Below are 17,570 nucleotides of genomic sequence, written 5' to 3'. Positions count from 1 at the left end.
TCAAGCAATTATTGCTTCCCCCTGCAAAAAGCCCTGTAGCTGTTGGTCATGACCTAATGACCCCAAAGGTAAATCTTCCAGGGCATAATTTTAATTCCCTTTTCAATCTATCCTCCGGGGGCAAAGGTCAAACACGACATTGATTTATAGACCTAAATTAGCGGTCTGGTTTCTTAGAAAATTCCTACAAACATTAACAACATAAATGCAACAAAAAATACTAGAGAAAAAGCAGCAAAACCCAGCCAAGGCTCATGATTAACCCGGTCTAGATATTTGTTGACTTTTTCGTCTTTTTCTTCTGGATGCCAAATCATTGGTTTCATAATTTTATCCTCTTAGATAACAAAAAAATTATCCGCTTAAGAATTAAATATTCCTAAGCTTTTTGCCCCTGGCTATCGAGACATGAATAATTCCTTAGGAGAGATTGACAACATTAACCAGTGCGTCATCACTTATGTAAGCTCCCGTTAAGTCCGCCTCGCTAAAATCCGTATCTGTTAAGTTAGCTTCGATTAAGTTCACACCACGCAAATCTGCCCCTCGAAGGCTAGCTTCAGATAAATTCGCCTTCCGTAAGTCTGCACCTCCTAGTTTCGCACCGGATAGATCTGCATTGGAAAGATCTGCCCCCATCAAATTTGCACCACTAAGGTCTGCACCACTCAAATCGGCATAAATTAAACAAACCTCGGTCATATCAGCTAAAGCAAGATTTGCTTTTTTTAAAACTGCATTATTAAGGTGTGCATGCTTTAAATTTGCACCACTAAGGTCTGCAAAAATTAGTTGTGTTCCCATTAAGTTTGCATTCGACAAACAGACTTTAACCAAGTTTATATGACTAAAATCCCTCTGTCCTTCCGCGTAACACTGAAGAATTTCCTGAGCATCCATAGTTTTTATCCTTTTCTACGTAACAATCTTTTTCTTTTTAACTTATACTGATTTACTTATTAAGTTTGAAGTAATTTCCTTTTTCCATTCTAGCTCAAATCTCATTTATGGCTAGATGTAACTTTACGCCAACTGCTATTGTGACAAGTGGTGCAAAGGGACACTCAGGTTGGTCGTAACTGTTATGTAGCCCGTCTTTCTAGACACATTCCCTCGACTCCCCCAGGATAGACAAGACAAACTAGATGGAGATCATGCTTGTAGAATTGGCATCGATAGTTTTGGAATTTTAGTTAAATGAGAGTAATATTGGTTGAAGCAGAAGTGTTGAATGAATTCCCCAACCATTGGACATGGGGAACGTAGATTAAAGACCTCGTCGAAAACTTAGCTGATTTATACGGAATATTTACCCCAGAAGAAATACTGGGAGTCAAGCAATGATTGTTTCCCCCTGCAAATAATCCTGTAGCTGTTGGTCATGGTCGTGGCTTAATGACCCCAAAGGTAAATCTTCCACAGTAAAAGCCTGTACCTGGGATACCTCCTGGCGATCGCCAACGAGCAAATTACCTGCCGCTTGAACCACCAGGGAAATGGTGACGGAGTGCATGCGGGGATCTCGGTCAGGACTGGAATAGACCCCAAGCAGGCGATCAATTTTGATTAACTGTAAACCAGTTTCTTCCCGTAACTCCCGCGCTGCCGTTATTGTCACCGTTTCTCTCCAGTCGATCAGCCCCCCCGGCAAACTCCATTGCCCCGTATCCCGCCGTTTAACTAAGACAATAGAACCACTAGGCAAAACGGGAATTAATGTCACCGCTGACAGGGGACGACGGAGCAGTAATTTGATGAAAACCTGGGCATATCTCCACACGGGTTTAACCTAGGCCCAACTCAGCTTTGGCATTGGCGATCGCCAAATTAACTTGGTCAAAACCCGTGCCGCCGTAACTATTGCGAGCTGCCACCACCTGTTGGGGGGTAATGGCTTGGTAAATGTCCTCTTCAAAAGCCGGATGGAGTGCTTGCCATTCTTCCATAGTTAAATCCTTGAGCAATTTCCCCGCCGCTAAGCTGGTTTTTACTACCTTGCCCACTAGGTTATAAGCCTCCCGGAAGGGGACCCCTTTCGCCGCCAGGTAATCCGCCACATCCGTCGCATTGGAAAAATCTTCTGCCACTGCCTCTGCTAACCGTTCTTGCCGGAAGACAATGCCTTCATCAAGCAAAATAGTCATGGCTTCCAAGCTCACCTGGACCGTTTTAACCGCATCAAATAAAGCTTCCTTATCTTCTTGCAAATCCTTGTTGTAGGCCAAAGGTAAACCCTTCATCAGCACCAGCATGCCCTGGAGATGGCCCATCACCCGCCCTGCTTTACCCCGGATTAGCTCCGGCACGTCTGGGTTTTTCTTTTGGGGCATAATGCTCGACCCGGTGGCACAACTGTCGGTCAAACTGATGAAGCTAAATTCCTGGGAGGCCCAGAGGATCATTTCCTCACTCAACCGGCTCAGATGCACCATGATCAAACTGGCAGCATTGAGAAATTCGATGGCAAAATCCCGATCGCTCACCCCGTCTAGACTGTTGGCGTAAATGCCTTCAAAACCCAGCAATTCCGCACTGTAATGGCGATCGATGGGAAATGTGGTACCCGCTAAGGCCCCGGAGCCCAGAGGAGAAATATTAGTTCTAGCTCGAATCTCCCCTAACCGTTGCCAATCCCGTTGGGCCATCTGGAAATAGGCCAGCAGATGGTGGGCCAAACTCACTGGTTGGGCCCGCTGGAGGTGGGTGTAGCCAGGAATTAGGGTTTCCACATTGGTTTCCGCCAGTTGCAACAACACCGATTGAAAATCCCTTAACCGTTGGCGGATGTCATCAATCTGGGCCCGCAGGTAAAGACGAACATCGGTACCTACCTGGTCATTGCGGGAACGGGCGGTGTGGAGTTTTTTGCCTACGTCCCCCACCAATTCCGTTAATCGTCGCTCCACCGCAAAGTGTACGTCTTCCTGGTCTACCCCTGGGTTAAAATTACCAGCTCGGTATTCCTGGCGAATTTGCTCCAAGCCCTGCACCAATTGTTCTGCTTCCCCTGGGCTGATGATGCCCGTTTTGGCCAACATTTTGCCATGGGCGATCGAGCCATTCAGATCATGTTCAATTAACTCAATATCAAAACCAATGCTGGCATTAAAAAGGGTAATGGCAGGATGCAACGTGCCTTCAAAACGATCGCTCCAGGTTTTTTTTGTCATTGGGATGGGGGAATTTCGTGGTGATAATTAGCAGATGGTGGCCTAGCAGTTAGTTGTAGCCGGAGAAAAATATTAACCGCCAGTGAAACCCCGGAAGCCCCAACCAAGCACAAAACCAATAATCAAAGCCCAAATTTGCCCAGACTGGACAAATTTGCTCCAGGCATCCTGAAAATCCCCCAGAATGTCAACATCCCTAACATTTTGAGCAAAAAACAAACCGTGGTCCAGCCAGGAAGAGAAAACGGCGGGGGCAGTGGGGGAAAAATGCTCTATTCCTCCATGGAGAGGGAAAATATTCAAGGCTAAATCTAGGCACTGCCACATAAACGCTGACTCCCAAACAGTAAGACTCACTCCGTCGATTTTACCCGCAGAACGACCAATGTCATATCGTCCCGAGCCGGGATTTTATCGGTTTGATGACTATTGTCTGAGCCCACAAATGCTTCCACCGCAGTGAAAATTTCCGTCAGGATACCCTGGGCCGTTGGGGCGCTTTCACAGGCCCGTTGGAACGCAATGCGGAGATTTTTGTCGTCGAACCGATCGCCTTTGGCGTTACCGGCATCGGTCAGACCATCGGTGTAGTACAGCACCACGTCCCCGGGAATGAGTTGAATTTGGGCATCCCGGTAATCGGAATCTGACTCCAAACCGATTAAAGCCCCCTCCGTATCCAAGGGAATTAAACATTGGGGAGTGTCACTGCTGGCCCGCCATAACAGGGGAGGATTATGGGCGGCGTTGCTGTAGGAAAGCACACTCGTTTCCGGGTCGTACTCAGAATAAAACAGGGTGACAAAGCGATGGGAATTTTCCAGGTCGGCATACATGACCCGATTGAGGTGATTGAGAATCTGGGCCGGACTATGGCGATTTAACACTTCCGCCCGGAGCATGCCCCTGGTCATGGTCATAATTAGTCCCGCTGGCACCCCCTTACCCATGACATCGCCGATGACAATACTCCAGGGCACCCCCAAATGGCTGGTGTTGCGACATAACCAATCCCCCTGGCGCAGTTGGTCATAGTTGGCAGGAATAAAATCGTAGTAGTCTCCCCCCACCCGACTGGCGGTTTTACACTGGGCGGCAATGTCCAAACCATTAATTTGGGGGCAACAACGGGGTAACAATTGATTTTGAATTTCCGAGGCGATTTCCAATTCCCGGTCCTGACTTTCCCTGGACCTGAGTTTTTGGTTCAAGTCACTGTTGGCGATCGCCACAGCGGTTTGGTCAGAAATTAGTTGTAGTAGTTTGCGACGGGTGGGAGTCCAGCTATAGTTACGGTCCTGGCTGAAAATGTACAGACGCCCCACTTCCTCTTGGTGGCTCAAAATGGGGGTGTTATAACAGGCGATCGCCGGTAATTCCTGGCGCAATTTACGGTCAAAATAACTCAGAATAGTGGAGGAATCCGGTGCCGGAGTAATCTGGCGAGCCTTCTGTAAAGCACCTTTAATGGTGCCCTTGAGACCATTTTTGTGGCCATGGATTTGTTCAAAAATCGATATTTCCCCCTCCCGCATCAGCACTAAAACACTGCCGTCAGCATCGGTCACCCTGGTGGCCATCAGGGGGGTCAATTCCAGAAATTGATTGAGATTATGTAAACTCCGCAGGGCATAACCCATGGCGCCCAACAAATCCTGCACCTTGTTTTGTTCCCGGTACAACTTAGCCACCAACTCCTTGAGAATAACCACCGGAGAGGTGGGAGGTTCAACAAAGTTACCGGGGGGAATAACGGTATCAGTGGACGGTAAGCTAGGCACGGAGGGCATGGAGGACATCCCAGAAAGGTTAGTTGGAGCGATGCAGGAAAAAGTTGACAGAATCCATAGATGGACAAACTAGTAAATCAGAGATTGGTGCAGAAAGTACAAAGCCGTGGTCAAAATCGGCTAACTCATCAAGCAGTTTTACCAGTGGTTTGATCAAAGTTATTTTTAACCCACTATCTGCTGGGAAAAAACTATTGTTTTTAACGAAGGCAAACGACAACAATCCGGCCCATTGAACTGCTCAATTTTCCCCTGGAGAAGAAAAATTAGCGGGGCTTTTTAGCAATGGTGGGGGACAGCCATGGGCTGAACACAATGTTCCAGCAAACCGGCCACATCGGCCACAGGATAGATGGTTGTGGCCAATTTCTGGGCCACATCGGCCACCCGGAGGTCATCCAAAAAGCAAGTATCATCGTGTTTCAACATCAGAGCAGGCAATAGGATACCATCCCCTAAATCTCTGCCTGTCAATTTAGCGATTAAATCCTGTCCCGTCAATAGTCCCGTTACCGTAATTTCCTGGCCCCAATAATCACTGTTCAAGGGGGCTAAATTAACCGTTAAACCCTCTACCTGATTTAATTGTTCCACCAGGGGCTCAAACGCCTGTTCCACAGCATTGCCCACCACCCAGGTCAACGTCTTGGCTACGGCGATCGCCGGGGGGAGAAATTCCTGGGCCTGTTGTTGAAATTCCCTAATAAATTGACGGATCGAACCGACCCCATTGCCAATTTGGGGATAGTCTTCGTAATGGCTTTCCGGCGGCAAAGGTTGACGGGCAATGAGAAACCACTCATCGGCTAACCAAGCAAAGTTACTACCTAGTTGTTGGGCAAATTCCTTTTGTAAAGCTTGCACCTGGGCAATTACCTCCCTGGCTTGAGCTTGACTGACAGGACTTAACTCATCTTCCTGGGGACGGAAACGGGTCAGGCCCACCGGCACTACGGCCACGGAAATGACCGCTGGGATTTCTCCCCGGTGAAACTGGGCTAAATCCCTCAAAGTTCGTTCTAAATGGGCCCCATCATTAATACGGGGACACACCACCACCTGGGCGTGGATCTGTAACCTCCTCGCCTGGAACCAAGCTAACTGGTCGAGAATTTGCCCCGCTCGCTGATTTTTTAACAATCTTTCCCGCACCGATGCTTCCGTAGCGTGGATAGAAACGTAGAGGGGAGAAAGCCTTAACTGCTCTATGCGTTGCCATTCCTTAGCACTCAAATTGGTCAGGGTGAGATAACTGCCATAGAGAAAACTGAGACGATAGTCGTCATCTTTGTAATACAAACTCTCCCGTTTCCCCGGCGGTTGTTGGTCAATGAAGCAAAAGGGGCAACGGTTATTACACTGGATTAACCCGTCAAATAGGGCCGTTTCAAATCCCAGTCCTAAATCCTGATCAAATTCCTTCTCCACCGCCAGTTCATGCAGCTCTCCTTGACGATCCAATACGTCCAATTCCAAATAATCGTCGGCGCACAGAAATTGGTAATCAATCAAATCCCTCGGTGCCTGACCGTTAATGCGGACAATGGCATCCCCAGGCTCAAAGCCCATTTCTTCCCCCAGGGATCCCGATAACACGGTACTAATTTTGGCGGGACGTAGGGAAGCTTCACTCATGGCTTGGGGGACAAAGCAGTGGTTTGACTGACAGAATAGTTATTGAAAATTAGCGAAGACCGCATTAATTCAGTGGATGATTTATCCTGACCCATTCTACCTTGGCCCATGGAGCCCATGGTTTTAGCCCCTGTCCGGTTGGGGAAAAGGCGATCGCTAAAGGAGAGCAAATCGGGGGAAGATTGTCGATAGTGTATTATCAATAATGAATACTTCTCACATTAATATTTTATGCACAATCTGATTAAAGCAGTGGTGAATAGCAATGAAAATACCCTGCTGAGGGAATTTCTCCACCAACTGCGGCAACAGAAGCGTACCTATTGGTTAAGAAACGACATCATCGTCTTTTTTGAACAATTTTGTCAGGAACAAAAGCAAGAAGGAAAATTATCCCCGACGGGTCAAAGCACCGTCCAGATTGAAAAAATTCTGCAAGTTATCCAAGAAATTATCCTCGAATCCGAAAGTTATTGCATTGTTATTCGCCCCAAAATTGCCCAGGAAGAATTCTATCGCCTCACCAATGCCCTGGAAGTGGAAGCCATTTCCGTCCAAGAAATTCTCGCTATCCGTGACCGCTATGTCAACCGCCATCATCCAGCGGATGGAAAAATTTTTGAAATTGATTTTCGTCCTTTTTATGACTATTCTCCTCTGATTAGAGACAGTAAAAATATTGGTAACGGAGTACAATATTTAAACCGCTTTTTATCCAGTAAATTATTCCAAGATCCCCAGCAGTGGTTATCGGAGTTGTACAAATTCCTGAGCCTGCATAACTACAATGGCACCCAGTTGCTAATTAATGAAAGAATCCAAAACCAGGCCCAATTATCGAATCAAATTAAAGAGGCGATCGCCTTTGTGGAAAGTAAGCCTGGAACGGAACCCTATCCGGAATTTCGCTTTCCCCTCCAATCCCTTGGTTTTGAGCCTGGTTGGGGCAACACCGCCGCTAGGGTCCAGGAAAGCCTAGAGTTGCTCGATGCCCTGCTAGATTCACCGGATCACCAAATCCTAGAAGCCCTACTGTCCCGCATTCCGATGATTTTTCGTTTAGTGCTGGTGTCCTGCCATGGTTGGTTTGGCCAAGAAGGAGTGTTAGGGCGGCCAGATACCGGCGGCCAAGTAGTTTATGTGCTGGACCAAGCTAAAAGCTTAGAGCAACAATTGCTGGAAGATATTACCTTAGCGGGGCTTGATGTGCTAAAAATTGCCCCCCAAGTAATTATCCTCAGCCGCTTAATTCCCCAGAGTGACGGTACCCGTTGTGACGAACGTTTAGAAAAAGTTTATGGCACAGAAAATGTCTTTATTCTCCGGGTTCCCTTCCGTAGCAATGGCCATTCCACTGATTACTGGATTTCCCGCTTTGAAATTTGGCCCTACCTGGAAACTTTTGCCATTGATGCAGAAAAAGAATTGTGGTCGGTTTTAAACGGTCGTCCTGATTTAATTGTTGGTAATTACACCGACGGTAATTTAATTGCTTTTCTCCTGGCCCGTAAACTGAAGGTAACCCAATGTAATGTGGCCCACGCCCTGGAAAAGTCGAAATATTTATTTAGTAATCTCTATTGGCAAGATTTGGAGAGTCAATATCATTTTTCTCTGCAATTTACCGCCGATTTAATTGCCATGAATGCGGCCAATTTCATTGTCAGTAGCACCTATCAAGAAATCACCGGCATGCCCGATAGTGTGGGGCAGTATGAATCCTATAAGCATTTCACCATGCCAGATTTGTACCATGTGGTGGATGGTATTGAGCTATTTAGCCCCAAATTTAATGTGGTCCCCCCTGGCGTAAATGAGTCCTATTTTTTCCCCTACAGTAATTATCAAGACCGCACCATGGGCGATCGCCAACGGTTGGAGGAATTGTTATTTACCCTTGATGATCCGAGTCAGGTCTATGGCAGGTTGGACAATCCAGAAAAACGCCCCCTCTTTTCCATGGCCCGGTTAGACCGAATTAAAAATCTGACCGGATTGGTGGAAATTTTTGCCCAGAGCGATTCATTACAAGCACAATGCAACCTAATTTTAGTGGCGGGGAAATTACGCCTGGAGGAATCGGAAGACCCCGAAGAACGCAGTGAAATCGAAAAAATGTATGCCCTAATTGACCAGTATCAACTCCAGGGCAAAATTCGTTGGTTGGGGGTGCGGCTCTCCAAGGGGGATACGGGGGAAGTGTATCGGGTCATTGGCGATCGCCGGGGCATTTTTGTCCAGCCAGCTTTATTTGAGGCCTTTGGTTTGACCATCCTGGAAGCGATGATTTCCGGCCTGCCCACCTTTGCCACCCGCTTTGGCGGCCCCCTGGAAATTATCCAAGACGGAGAAAATGGTTTTCTGATTAACCCCACCCAAACTAAGGAAACGGGCGATCGCCTAGCAAAATTTGTCCAGCAATGTGACCAAGACCCCGATCTTTGGTCGAAGCTTTCCCAGGCGGCCATGGCCAGGGTTTACAGTACCTATACCTGGAAAATTCATACCACTAAACTCCTTTCCCTTTCCCGGATTTACGGCTTTTGGAATTTTGTCTCCCAGGAGGAGCGGGAAGATATGCTCCGTTACATTGAGGCCTTGTTCTATTTGCTCTACAAACCCAGGGCTAATCAGCTTCTAGCGGCCCAGCACAGCCGTTAACCAGCCCGTATTAAGAGCAGATTTTAACTTTTCCCTGCCCTATCTAACCTCAGAGGGAAAGGGGATCAAAATCCCCATTTAGGGCGTCAACCTAAACTTTACCAACAGGCCCCAACCACAAAGTTGACGTCCTCTTTGATACAATTGAGGGTTGTTATGGATTGTCATCGTCGGATTTGCTTCCATCGGTGCATTGCCCTTAATACTGGTTTACTTGCCCTCCGCCATGGCTCACCCACCTTCCAGGGATTGGGGGAGGGGGAAACACCGTTCCAAACATCTGTACATCTGCAGTTGACATGGTTCAGTAATTTACTGAGGACGGCTTTCCACTACAAACTTTATGGGCAATGGCAAACCGCGGCAATCCTAACGCTTCCCTTCACCCCGTAAGCCCACCTCAGGATTCAGTTTCATGGATTATTCGATCGCCACACTTTTGTCCTATTTTGTTGATGACAAATTAGTAGCGGGTAAATTTCTCGAAAAAAAATTAGGTTGTGAAAGTCCTGAGGCCATAGAAGCCCTGCAGATTGTCCTCGATGCCCTGGAAAAAATGGGCGTACTAGTGAAGGAGCGGGGGAAATACAAACGGGTATCCCGGGAAGATGTGGTGGAGGCACGGCTGCGTTGCTCCAGTAAGGGTTTTTGTTTTGCCATCCAAGACGATGAAGATGCCACCGATATTTACGTCCGGGAAGGCAATCTCAGCAATGCCTGGAACGGCGATCGGGTTTTGGTCAAAGTGATTAAAGACGGTACCCGCCGCAAATCCCCCGAAGGGGCCGTCCATCTCATCCTTGATCGGGCCAATCCCTCTCTGTTAGCCCAGGTGAAAAAAAGCGAAGATAATTACCGCGCAGTGCCCCTGGATGACCGTTTGCTATTTGAGCTAGAACTCAAAGACGAAGAGCAAAACCTCGCAGAGGCAGTGGACCACCTCGTCCATGTTTCCGTTCTCCGTTATCCCATTGCCCAGCACCCGCCCCTGGGGGAAGTTACCAAAGTGTTGGGTAGTGACGCTGAGGCCGCGGCCGATACCGATATCGTCTCTTGTAAGCATGATTTACCCCTAGGTTGGACTCCCGAAGCCATCGAAGCTCTGCAAAATTTGCCCAAGGTAATTGAACCCGGAGAACTGAAGAAAAGGCAAGATTACCGCAAACTCCAGTTAGTTACCTTTGGCGATCGCCTCCGGGGAGAAACCTTACCCTGGCAAGAAGTGGCCCTGAGTCTAGAAAGCCAGCCAAACCAATGGCAAGTGGGCATTCACATCACCGACATTGCCCACTACATCGCCGAAGATAGTCTGTTGGACCAGTTAGCTCGTAAACGGGGCACCACCGTATACCTAGAAGAGCAGGTTTGCCCCCTTTTCCCCGAAGGGTTGACCGGACGCTGTTCCCTCATCCCTGATGAAGATCGTTTGGCCCTATCTTTCTTCCTCACCGTGGATGACCGGGGGGAAGTAACCGGGTTTGAATACCACAGCAGTGTGGTCAAAGTTGATCGCCAACTGGACTTCAGCGAAGTGCAAACGGCCCTGGCGGATATTGAATCCGTCAATGATGATTTGAAACCCTACAGCGGTCTGCTCCAGGAACTATTTTTCCAAATTTGCCCCCTGATTAAATCCCAACGCCTACAACGGGGCAGTTTCAACCTCCAAACAGAAACGGCTTCCCCCCGCCTGGATGAGGGCCGTTTAGGGGTGATCATGACCCAAGAAACCCTGCCCATTCGTAGCTTGTTAGCAGAACTGATGGTGGTGTTGCAACGGCAAGTGGCTCTCCAACTCCAAGCCCTGGGGATACCGGGTCTCTACTGTGGGCAAGTAGCACCGGAGGCAGAAGATCTGACGGACATTGTTAAATTAGCGGAAAACCTTGATTTAGGCGTAAAAATTGACCTAGAAGGGGACATTATTCCCCAGCATTACCATCACCTCAGCCAAGCATTTGAGTCCCTCCCGGCCAAAGCGGTGTTGAACCATTTGCTGGCCAATACCCTCAAACTCGAAAAGTACTTTAGCCATCCCGCCCCCCACTTTGCCCTCGCCTACGACTCCGGTTACACCCACTGTGTTTCCCCTGCCCAACGGTATGGGGACTTGGTGGTGCAACGGTTGCTGAAACTCGTATTGGCGGAGGGGCGCGATCGCCGTACCAAACAAATGAAAACTGGGGTAGAGCTCAACGCCCACACCTGCCGCAACCAAATTAGCTGGAATGTGTTGCCGCCCAACCTCCAAGAAACCATTGAAGGGGATTTGCACCAGTTGGTGTTGGGACTCAATGACCGGGAGCAAACCGCCGAAGATGCGGAAAAAGATCTGTTAGGGCTGAAAAAAGCCGAAAAAATGAAAGCTCGCACCGGGGAAATTTTCCGGGGGTTAATCACCGGCGTCCAATCCTACGGCTTCTTTGTGCAAATTTTCGATCTACTAGCTGAAGGCCTCGTCCATGTTAGTTCCCTCAAAGATGATTGGTATGAGTTCCGCAGTCGTCAATGTGCCCTAGTGGGACGCAAAAGTCGTACTTCCTACCGCTTAGGCAACGAGGTGGACGTGCAGGTGCGCAGTGTGGACTATTACCGTCAACAAATCGACCTCGGAGCAGTTAACAATGCCCCCAAAGGTTCTGCCAACATTGATTTGGATGATGATGACGAAGAGGGAGATGACCAGGACCAGGATGGGACCATGGATTGGGATGCCATGGACGATGGTGATGATGACGAAGGAGGGGCGGTAATTTTCTAGCTGTTGTCCAGGGACAAATCCTGCAAACCAAAGCAGACTAGGGCAAAGGCCATTGTCGCCTGGGCAAAAGTTGCTAAAATTTAACAATTCGCAATAAATTTTAACAATTACCCCAGGAGCAACGATCAATGGCCGGATTATTTGGCTTATTTGGTAAAAAAGCACGGTACGTCGAAGATATTGAAGCCAACCCCGGCGCTCAACCAGAAAAAAAAGAGGCATTTTTCCTCGAAACCGACGATGCCAAGAGCTTAGGCAATGCTGAATATATGCGGACTCCCATCAAAATTAAACGGAGTTTTCCTAAAACCCTTAATTCCCAAGGAGGGGAAGTGGTAAAAGAAGTTTCTGCCATGGAAGTGAAAAAAATCCAGGCCAATGGCCAGCCGGCCCCCAGTGCCCAAACAGACTCCGCCCCATCTCCGGCCAACACCACTCCCGCAAACGACGATCGCCGTTCCAGCGACAACAGTTTGGATATGTTCCGCCAGATGGCTAAGGATTTGAAAAAATAAAATGGCAAGGGGCAGCGAAAATTTCTGAACTTGCACACAGACCATGGCCGGGTGTCTTGACCACTCTCTAATGGCAGAGGAGTTAGGACACTCGGCCAACACTAATTAAAATGCACTGTAGTTCCGGCAGGGCAATCATTAAATTCTTGCCTGGGCTGGGTAACCTATGATGGTAGTGGTAATCTTTGCTTTTCTTTCCAGACCATGAGCATTATCGAGCAAGTTCTCACCGCCACCGTCACAGCAGAACAAACTTTAGAGCTTCCCCCGGAAATTAGATCCAAACTTGTTCCCGGTGAGACCTATAGAATCACGATTCAAGAAAATATCATCGAACTAACAAAAATTCCTAAATTTGATTGGGAACAGTGGCGACAAAATTTAAGTAGGGATGGTGAGGAACTTACCGATGAAATCATGGAAGAAATTTGCGAACTTGTCCGAGAAGTACGTCATGAAAATCGTCTTGAGAGAGAATCGGCATCATGAAGGTTGTCTTGGACACAAACCTTTGGCTATCGGCGTGGTTATGGCAAGGTTTACCCAAAGAGTTAATAGAGTTGGCTAAGAAAGGAGAAGTCTGCAGTTGTACGTCCTTAGAAATTTTGCAGGAGTTAAAAAAAGTTTTAAGTTATCGTAAACTGCAAAAGAGGCTCGCAATACTTTCTTTAACATCGGAAGATATTCTGATCGGAATGCAGGAAATTTCCGTTATTTTCCCTATCCAGCCCCTGGAAGTTCCCGAACTGCGGGATCCTAAAGATGCCATGGTTTTGGCAACGGCGATCGCCTCCCAGGCCGATGCCATTATCAGTGGCGACAGCGATTTGCTCATTCTCGAAACGTATCAAAATATTCCCATTTTGACCGCAAAACAATTTTTAGATAGTTTGTGATTCCCCAGAAAAATTATGGCCATGGCAACAAAATCCATTCCCCAATTGACCACAGATATTTTGGTAGTGGGGGGGGGCACTGGGGGCACTGCGGCGGCAATCCAGGCGGCCCGGCGGGGAGTAAAAACCATCCTGGTAAGTGAAGGGCCCTGGTTGGGGGGCATGTTAACTTCAGCTGGGGTAGCGGCCCCCGATGGTAATGAATTAGCTGCTTGGCAAACAGGTTTATGGGGACAATTCTTACGGACTTTGCAAACCCAACAACCCGGGGGTTTGGATCATGGCTGGGTTAGCTTATTCACTTTTGATCCTCGCTTAGGGGCCAAAATTTTTGCTGACTGGGTGGCGGAGTTGCCTACCTTGACTTGGATTACCCATCAGTTTCCAGTAGAGGTATTAAAAAATGGCGATCGCCTGGTGGGGGTGAGATTTCCAGACTATGAAATCCGGGCTAGGGTAATTCTCGATGGCACAGAGTTGGGGGATTTACTGGCTCTGGGAGACATTGACCACCGCTGGGGTTGGGATTGGCAGGATAAATTTGATGAACCTAGTTGTCCCGTTGCGCCTAATGGCATGACAAAAGAGTATCCAATACAGTCTCCCACTTGGGTATTTTTGCTACGAAAAACGACAAATAATCAGACAAACATCATTACCGAACCTGCCATTGATGTGACCCAAGATTTCACTAATACTTGGCAGAACCACGGGGAAAAAGATTTCTTAACCTATGGTCAATTGCCTGGTGAGCATTACATGATTAATTGGCCGATCGCCGGCAATGATTATGGCAGAGATTTAGACCGTTTACTGGGTAGTGAAAAGGAAAGGCAAGCCTATTTACGGGAAGCTTACCAATATAGCTATGCCTACGCCCATTATTTACAAAAATATCATTCGAAAAATTTAGAATTAGCCACAGAATTTTTTCCACAAACGGGGGAGCTATCTACAGCCTTTGCCCTCCATCCCTACTATCGAGAAAGTAGACGTTTGAAAGGTCAACAAGTGATTACGGAAAGGGATATTTTACCCCAGGGCCAGGTGGCTTCCCTGCCAATTCATAACCAACAAGTTACTAGCATTGCGGTGGGAAACTATGCTAACGATCACCACTATCCTGGTTACGAGTTTCCCCTCGCTCCTAAATCCTTAATTTGGGGGGGACGGTGGACAGGAACTCCCTTTACCATTCCCTTCGAAGCCCTTTTATCCCCAACAATGCGGGGCTATTTACCCTGTGAAAAGAACATTTCCGTTAGTCACATGGCCAATGGCAGTACCCGTTTGCAACCCCTCGTGATGAACACAGGGCAAGCGGTAGGCATGATAGCCGCCTTAAGTGTGGAAAAAAACTGTGACCCCCAGGATTTGGACGTGCGGGATGTGCAGGAAGCCCTGATTGGCGATCGCCAAGCTCCAGCGGCGGTTATTCCCCTATTTAATTTGGTTTCTGACCATCCCGAATGGCGGCAATGGCAGAGGTATTATTTAGACAATCCTGAGCAATATCCCCCATCAGGTCATTGTCCAGTGGATGTTAATTTGACTCGATTACCATTTTCTAAAAGTCAATGTGTTTACAGCGGTGAATTGCAAAAAAACGAAAACCAAACCTATCAGTTAACCTGTCAAAAATCGGGCAAAGCCCTCAAAGTAATTACGGAACGGCCAGAAGTGGCAGAGCAATTAATCAACTGTGCTCATGGCCAAAGGATTACCCTGGGAGGTCGCTACAATCTGGCTGGTAATTGGTTAGTGGTGGAAACAGTGGAAACCATCACATCAGGTAAAGATCTTGGGGGCAGATAGCTCAGGGGCGTATAAATAACCAAAAATAGGCAGACGAATAATCCCCAAAAAAGCACATTGATAAACTCAGAACGCTGACGGTCTAGCAATAGGGAAGTCATCGCCAAAGTTAAGGCTAACAAAACTAGCACTAATATGGTGAGCACTCCGTCCTGGGCAGTCCAAGTGGTTAAATTGCCTCGGCCATAGGCGTGATAAACTGCCATGGCCCCTAGGCCCGCACAACCCCCCAGAATTAAGAAAAATCTCCGCCACCAGGGAGGATAAACCCAGGTAAGGCTTTCTTGTCTCACTTCAGCTAAAGTTAACCCCGCCGCCACTGCCAGAACTACCAACAGGGGCATCACCAAGGACGTGCTAGACCAGGGGGAAATAATCACTAACATGCTGTACGCTCCTGCTTGACAGAGGAGAAAACGGGCCCAACTCCAATGCAAGGCCTGTTGAGCTTGGGGAAAGGCATGCAGAGCAAAGATCAAACCGGGGGCACTGGCCAATAACCAAAACCAACCCCGCAGTTTAGTTGGCCAGGGGGAACCACTGATGAAATCAATGCCGGTCAACAGGTCGACACTGGAGGGTAATGAGCTATGGCCTAGCCACCAGGCGATCGCCGGCATCAAACCTAAAATGAAACCGATCCAAAAGAGGAATGAGGATTTTAAACGGGGTGTATCCCAATAAAGAAAAAGTAGACTAGTAGCCAATAGAACAATGGCTGTGGGCAAATTCGTTAATGCCAGGGCACTAAGGGTTAGACCCAAAGGTAGGGCTCCCCGTAAATCCCGACGGCAAAACAAGGCGCTAGCTAGGTAGGCAATGGTTAAGGGCAAAATAAAACTGTTAATGCTGGCTACCCTGGCCCAATAAACCACTGTGGGGGCCGTGCCATAGACCACCGCCGTTAGCAAAGCTGGCCAACGGCGGCCGTACAGTTCCTTCCCCAGCCAATATAACAACGGCAAACTGGCCCCATTGAGCAAGGCTCCCAGTAAACGATCGCCCCATAATCCTTGGCCAAAGATTATTTGACTAAGACTAATCAACCAAATGGGCAATGGCGATCGCCCTAGGTTATCGAACAAGCTAGTGGGGGTGAAGCCATAATTTTGTAGTGTCGTCCGCCAATAATGGGCTGATTCCACTAAATTTGTTTCCTCTCCCCGCCGTAGGCTATGGAAATCCAACCCCCAACAGAACAGCAAAGCTATGGGGAGCATGACCAGCACTACACTGGACCATGCCTCCAGGGGCCAACGCTGGAGTTTTTGCCCCAGATTTGCCATTAATTTCCTTAAGTTGGGCCTACTCATCGCCACAGGGCATCCGCCACCCTACAGACCTGGGCCATGGCTTCTACGTCATGCACTCTGATGATATCTGCTCCTCCGGCGATCGCCCGACAGCAGGCCGCCCCGGTACCCCAAACCCGTTGCTTGGGATCCGGCTGGTCTAAAATTTTGCCAATGAAGCTTTTGCGGGACGGCCCCACCAACAGGGGAAAACCAAGTTTTTTTAGCTCCGGCAACTGACGCAGCAGGGTGATATTTTGCTCAGCGGTTTTGGCAAAGCCAATGCCTGGATCAAGGATGATTTGTTGGGGCAATACGCCGTAATGGCGGGCTAGGTCAATTTGTGTGGCGAAAAACTGCTTCATTTCCCCCATTAAATCCCCATAATCCGTTAAATTTTGCATGGTCTGGGGAGTGCCCCGTATATGCATCAGAATAATGGGGGCCTTATGCTGGGCGGCGATCGCCAAAATTTCTGGTTCAAAGGTAGCCCCGGAAATATCGTTGATCAGATCTGCTCCAGCCTGGAGGGCTTGCCGTGCCACCTCTACCCTGGTGGTATCGATGGAAATGGGGATGTCCAATTCCTGTCGGAGAGTCTGGATAACGGGAATGGTGCGTTCCAATTCTTCCGTGGGGCTAACGGTTTCTGCCCCCGGTCGGGTGGACTGGCCGCCAATGTCGATGATATCGGCCCCCGCTTCTACCATGGCAACAACTCTGGCGATCGCCTTGGGTAAAGAGTCGAATTCGCCTCCATCGCTAAAACTGTCTGGGGTGGTGTTCAAAATCCCCATCACATAGGTGCGTTTACCCCAATCGAAGCGGCTCTGCCCCACCTGGAGGGGAGGGGGAAAATAATCACTCAATTGATCCAACTGATCCATGGGCTATTGGGACGTAAGGTTGGAGCACCGGGAGCGCTCTTGGTAGAATGTACCCCAAGGGCAATGCTAGTTGGCCAGTGTTTGCTAGCTCCGGTCATAGCAAAGCTCCATGATCCTAACCATACAATTTTCGCTGATTTTTCGGGTT

Annotated in this window: 17 protein-coding genes; 7 read left to right on the top strand and 10 right to left on the bottom strand. The window is 48.3% G+C overall.

Annotation, left to right across the window (positions count from 1 at the left end):
* Nucleotides 1-173 precede the first annotated feature (173 nt).
* From H6G45_RS07170 to H6G45_RS07135, 8 genes are all read right to left on the bottom strand, one after another.
* Nucleotides 174-326 carry a hypothetical protein gene (locus tag H6G45_RS07170; RefSeq protein ID WP_190597770.1) on the bottom strand — a complete coding sequence of 51 codons (153 nt, stop codon included), beginning with the start codon at nt 324-326 and terminating at the stop codon, nt 174-176.
* A 94-nt stretch (nt 327-420) separates the two neighbouring features.
* Nucleotides 421-909: a pentapeptide repeat-containing protein gene (locus tag H6G45_RS07165; RefSeq protein WP_190597942.1), complete on the bottom strand. Its 489-nt coding sequence runs from the start codon at nt 907-909 to the stop codon at nt 421-423.
* A gap of 424 nt (nt 910-1,333) precedes the next feature.
* Nucleotides 1,334-1,780: an NUDIX domain-containing protein gene (locus H6G45_RS07160; protein WP_190597769.1), complete on the bottom strand. Its 447-nt coding sequence runs from the start codon at nt 1,778-1,780 to the stop codon at nt 1,334-1,336.
* A gap of 4 nt (nt 1,781-1,784) precedes the next feature.
* Nucleotides 1,785-3,170, bottom strand: a complete 1,386-nt coding sequence (gene argH / locus H6G45_RS07155; RefSeq protein WP_190597768.1) for an argininosuccinate lyase — start codon at nt 3,168-3,170, stop codon at nt 1,785-1,787.
* Between the two features lie 72 nt (nt 3,171-3,242).
* Nucleotides 3,243-3,497, bottom strand: a complete 255-nt coding sequence (locus tag H6G45_RS07150; RefSeq protein ID WP_199309619.1) for a hypothetical protein — start codon at nt 3,495-3,497, stop codon at nt 3,243-3,245.
* Between the two features lie 26 nt (nt 3,498-3,523).
* Nucleotides 3,524-4,960 (bottom strand): PP2C family protein-serine/threonine phosphatase, encoded by a 1,437-nt coding sequence (locus tag H6G45_RS07145; protein ID WP_242018087.1) that lies wholly within the window; start codon nt 4,958-4,960, stop codon nt 3,524-3,526.
* A gap of 279 nt (nt 4,961-5,239) precedes the next feature.
* Nucleotides 5,240-6,595, bottom strand: coding sequence for a TIGR03279 family radical SAM protein (locus tag H6G45_RS07140; RefSeq protein WP_190597767.1), 1,356 nt, complete (start codon nt 6,593-6,595; stop codon nt 5,240-5,242).
* Complete coding sequence (locus H6G45_RS07135; RefSeq protein WP_190597766.1) at nt 6,592-6,798, bottom strand: hypothetical protein; 207 nt, start codon at nt 6,796-6,798, stop codon at nt 6,592-6,594. The genes H6G45_RS07140 and H6G45_RS07135 overlap by 4 nt, the downstream gene beginning before the upstream one ends.
* 28 nt (nt 6,799-6,826) lie before the next feature.
* On the opposite strand from H6G45_RS07135, the gene H6G45_RS07130 reads away from it, so the two are divergent.
* The 7 genes from H6G45_RS07130 to H6G45_RS07100 all read left to right on the top strand — a co-directional run bounded on the left by H6G45_RS07130 (nt 6,827) and on the right by H6G45_RS07100 (nt 15,243).
* On the top strand, nt 6,827-9,256 hold the full coding sequence (locus H6G45_RS07130; protein ID WP_190597765.1) for a sucrose synthase: 2,430 nt from the start codon (nt 6,827-6,829) through the stop codon (nt 9,254-9,256).
* 156 nt (nt 9,257-9,412) lie between these two features.
* On the top strand, nt 9,413-9,649 hold the full coding sequence (locus H6G45_RS07125) for a hypothetical protein (RefSeq protein WP_190597764.1): 237 nt from the start codon (nt 9,413-9,415) through the stop codon (nt 9,647-9,649).
* Between the two features lie 22 nt (nt 9,650-9,671).
* Nucleotides 9,672-12,017 (top strand): ribonuclease R family protein, encoded by a 2,346-nt coding sequence (locus H6G45_RS07120; RefSeq protein ID WP_190597763.1) that lies wholly within the window; start codon nt 9,672-9,674, stop codon nt 12,015-12,017.
* 128 nt (nt 12,018-12,145) lie between these two features.
* The gene (locus H6G45_RS07115) at nt 12,146-12,532 is read left to right on the top strand and encodes a hypothetical protein (RefSeq protein ID WP_190597762.1); all 387 of its coding nucleotides are present in this window, start codon (nt 12,146-12,148) and stop codon (nt 12,530-12,532) included.
* Nucleotides 12,533-12,736: 204 nt separating this feature from the next.
* The gene (locus tag H6G45_RS07110; protein WP_190597761.1) at nt 12,737-13,021 is read left to right on the top strand and encodes a hypothetical protein; all 285 of its coding nucleotides are present in this window, start codon (nt 12,737-12,739) and stop codon (nt 13,019-13,021) included.
* Nucleotides 13,018-13,428, top strand: coding sequence for a putative toxin-antitoxin system toxin component, PIN family (locus H6G45_RS07105; RefSeq protein WP_190597760.1), 411 nt, complete (start codon nt 13,018-13,020; stop codon nt 13,426-13,428). Before H6G45_RS07110 ends, H6G45_RS07105 begins: the two co-directional genes overlap by 4 nt.
* Before the next feature lie 21 nt (nt 13,429-13,449).
* The gene (locus tag H6G45_RS07100) at nt 13,450-15,243 is read left to right on the top strand and encodes an FAD-dependent oxidoreductase (protein ID WP_242018086.1); all 1,794 of its coding nucleotides are present in this window, start codon (nt 13,450-13,452) and stop codon (nt 15,241-15,243) included.
* Here H6G45_RS07100 and H6G45_RS07095 read toward each other — a convergent pair.
* Nucleotides 15,165-16,529, bottom strand: coding sequence for a glycosyltransferase family 39 protein (locus tag H6G45_RS07095; RefSeq protein ID WP_242018085.1), 1,365 nt, complete (start codon nt 16,527-16,529; stop codon nt 15,165-15,167). The two genes, H6G45_RS07100 and H6G45_RS07095, sit on opposite strands and share 79 nt — an antisense overlap.
* A gap of 23 nt (nt 16,530-16,552) precedes the next feature.
* Nucleotides 16,553-17,422 carry a dihydropteroate synthase gene (gene folP / locus H6G45_RS07090; protein ID WP_190597757.1) on the bottom strand — a complete coding sequence of 290 codons (870 nt, stop codon included), beginning with the start codon at nt 17,420-17,422 and terminating at the stop codon, nt 16,553-16,555.
* Between the last annotated feature and the right edge of the window lie 148 nt (nt 17,423-17,570).

The sequence above is a fragment of the Synechocystis sp. FACHB-383 genome (assembly GCF_014698605.1).
In the GTDB taxonomy this organism is placed as follows: Bacteria; Cyanobacteriota; Cyanobacteriia; order Cyanobacteriales; family Microcystaceae; genus Synechocystis; species Synechocystis salina.
Note: the sequence above shows the minus strand (reverse complement) of the source record. Positions and strands in the feature narration are given on the sequence as shown.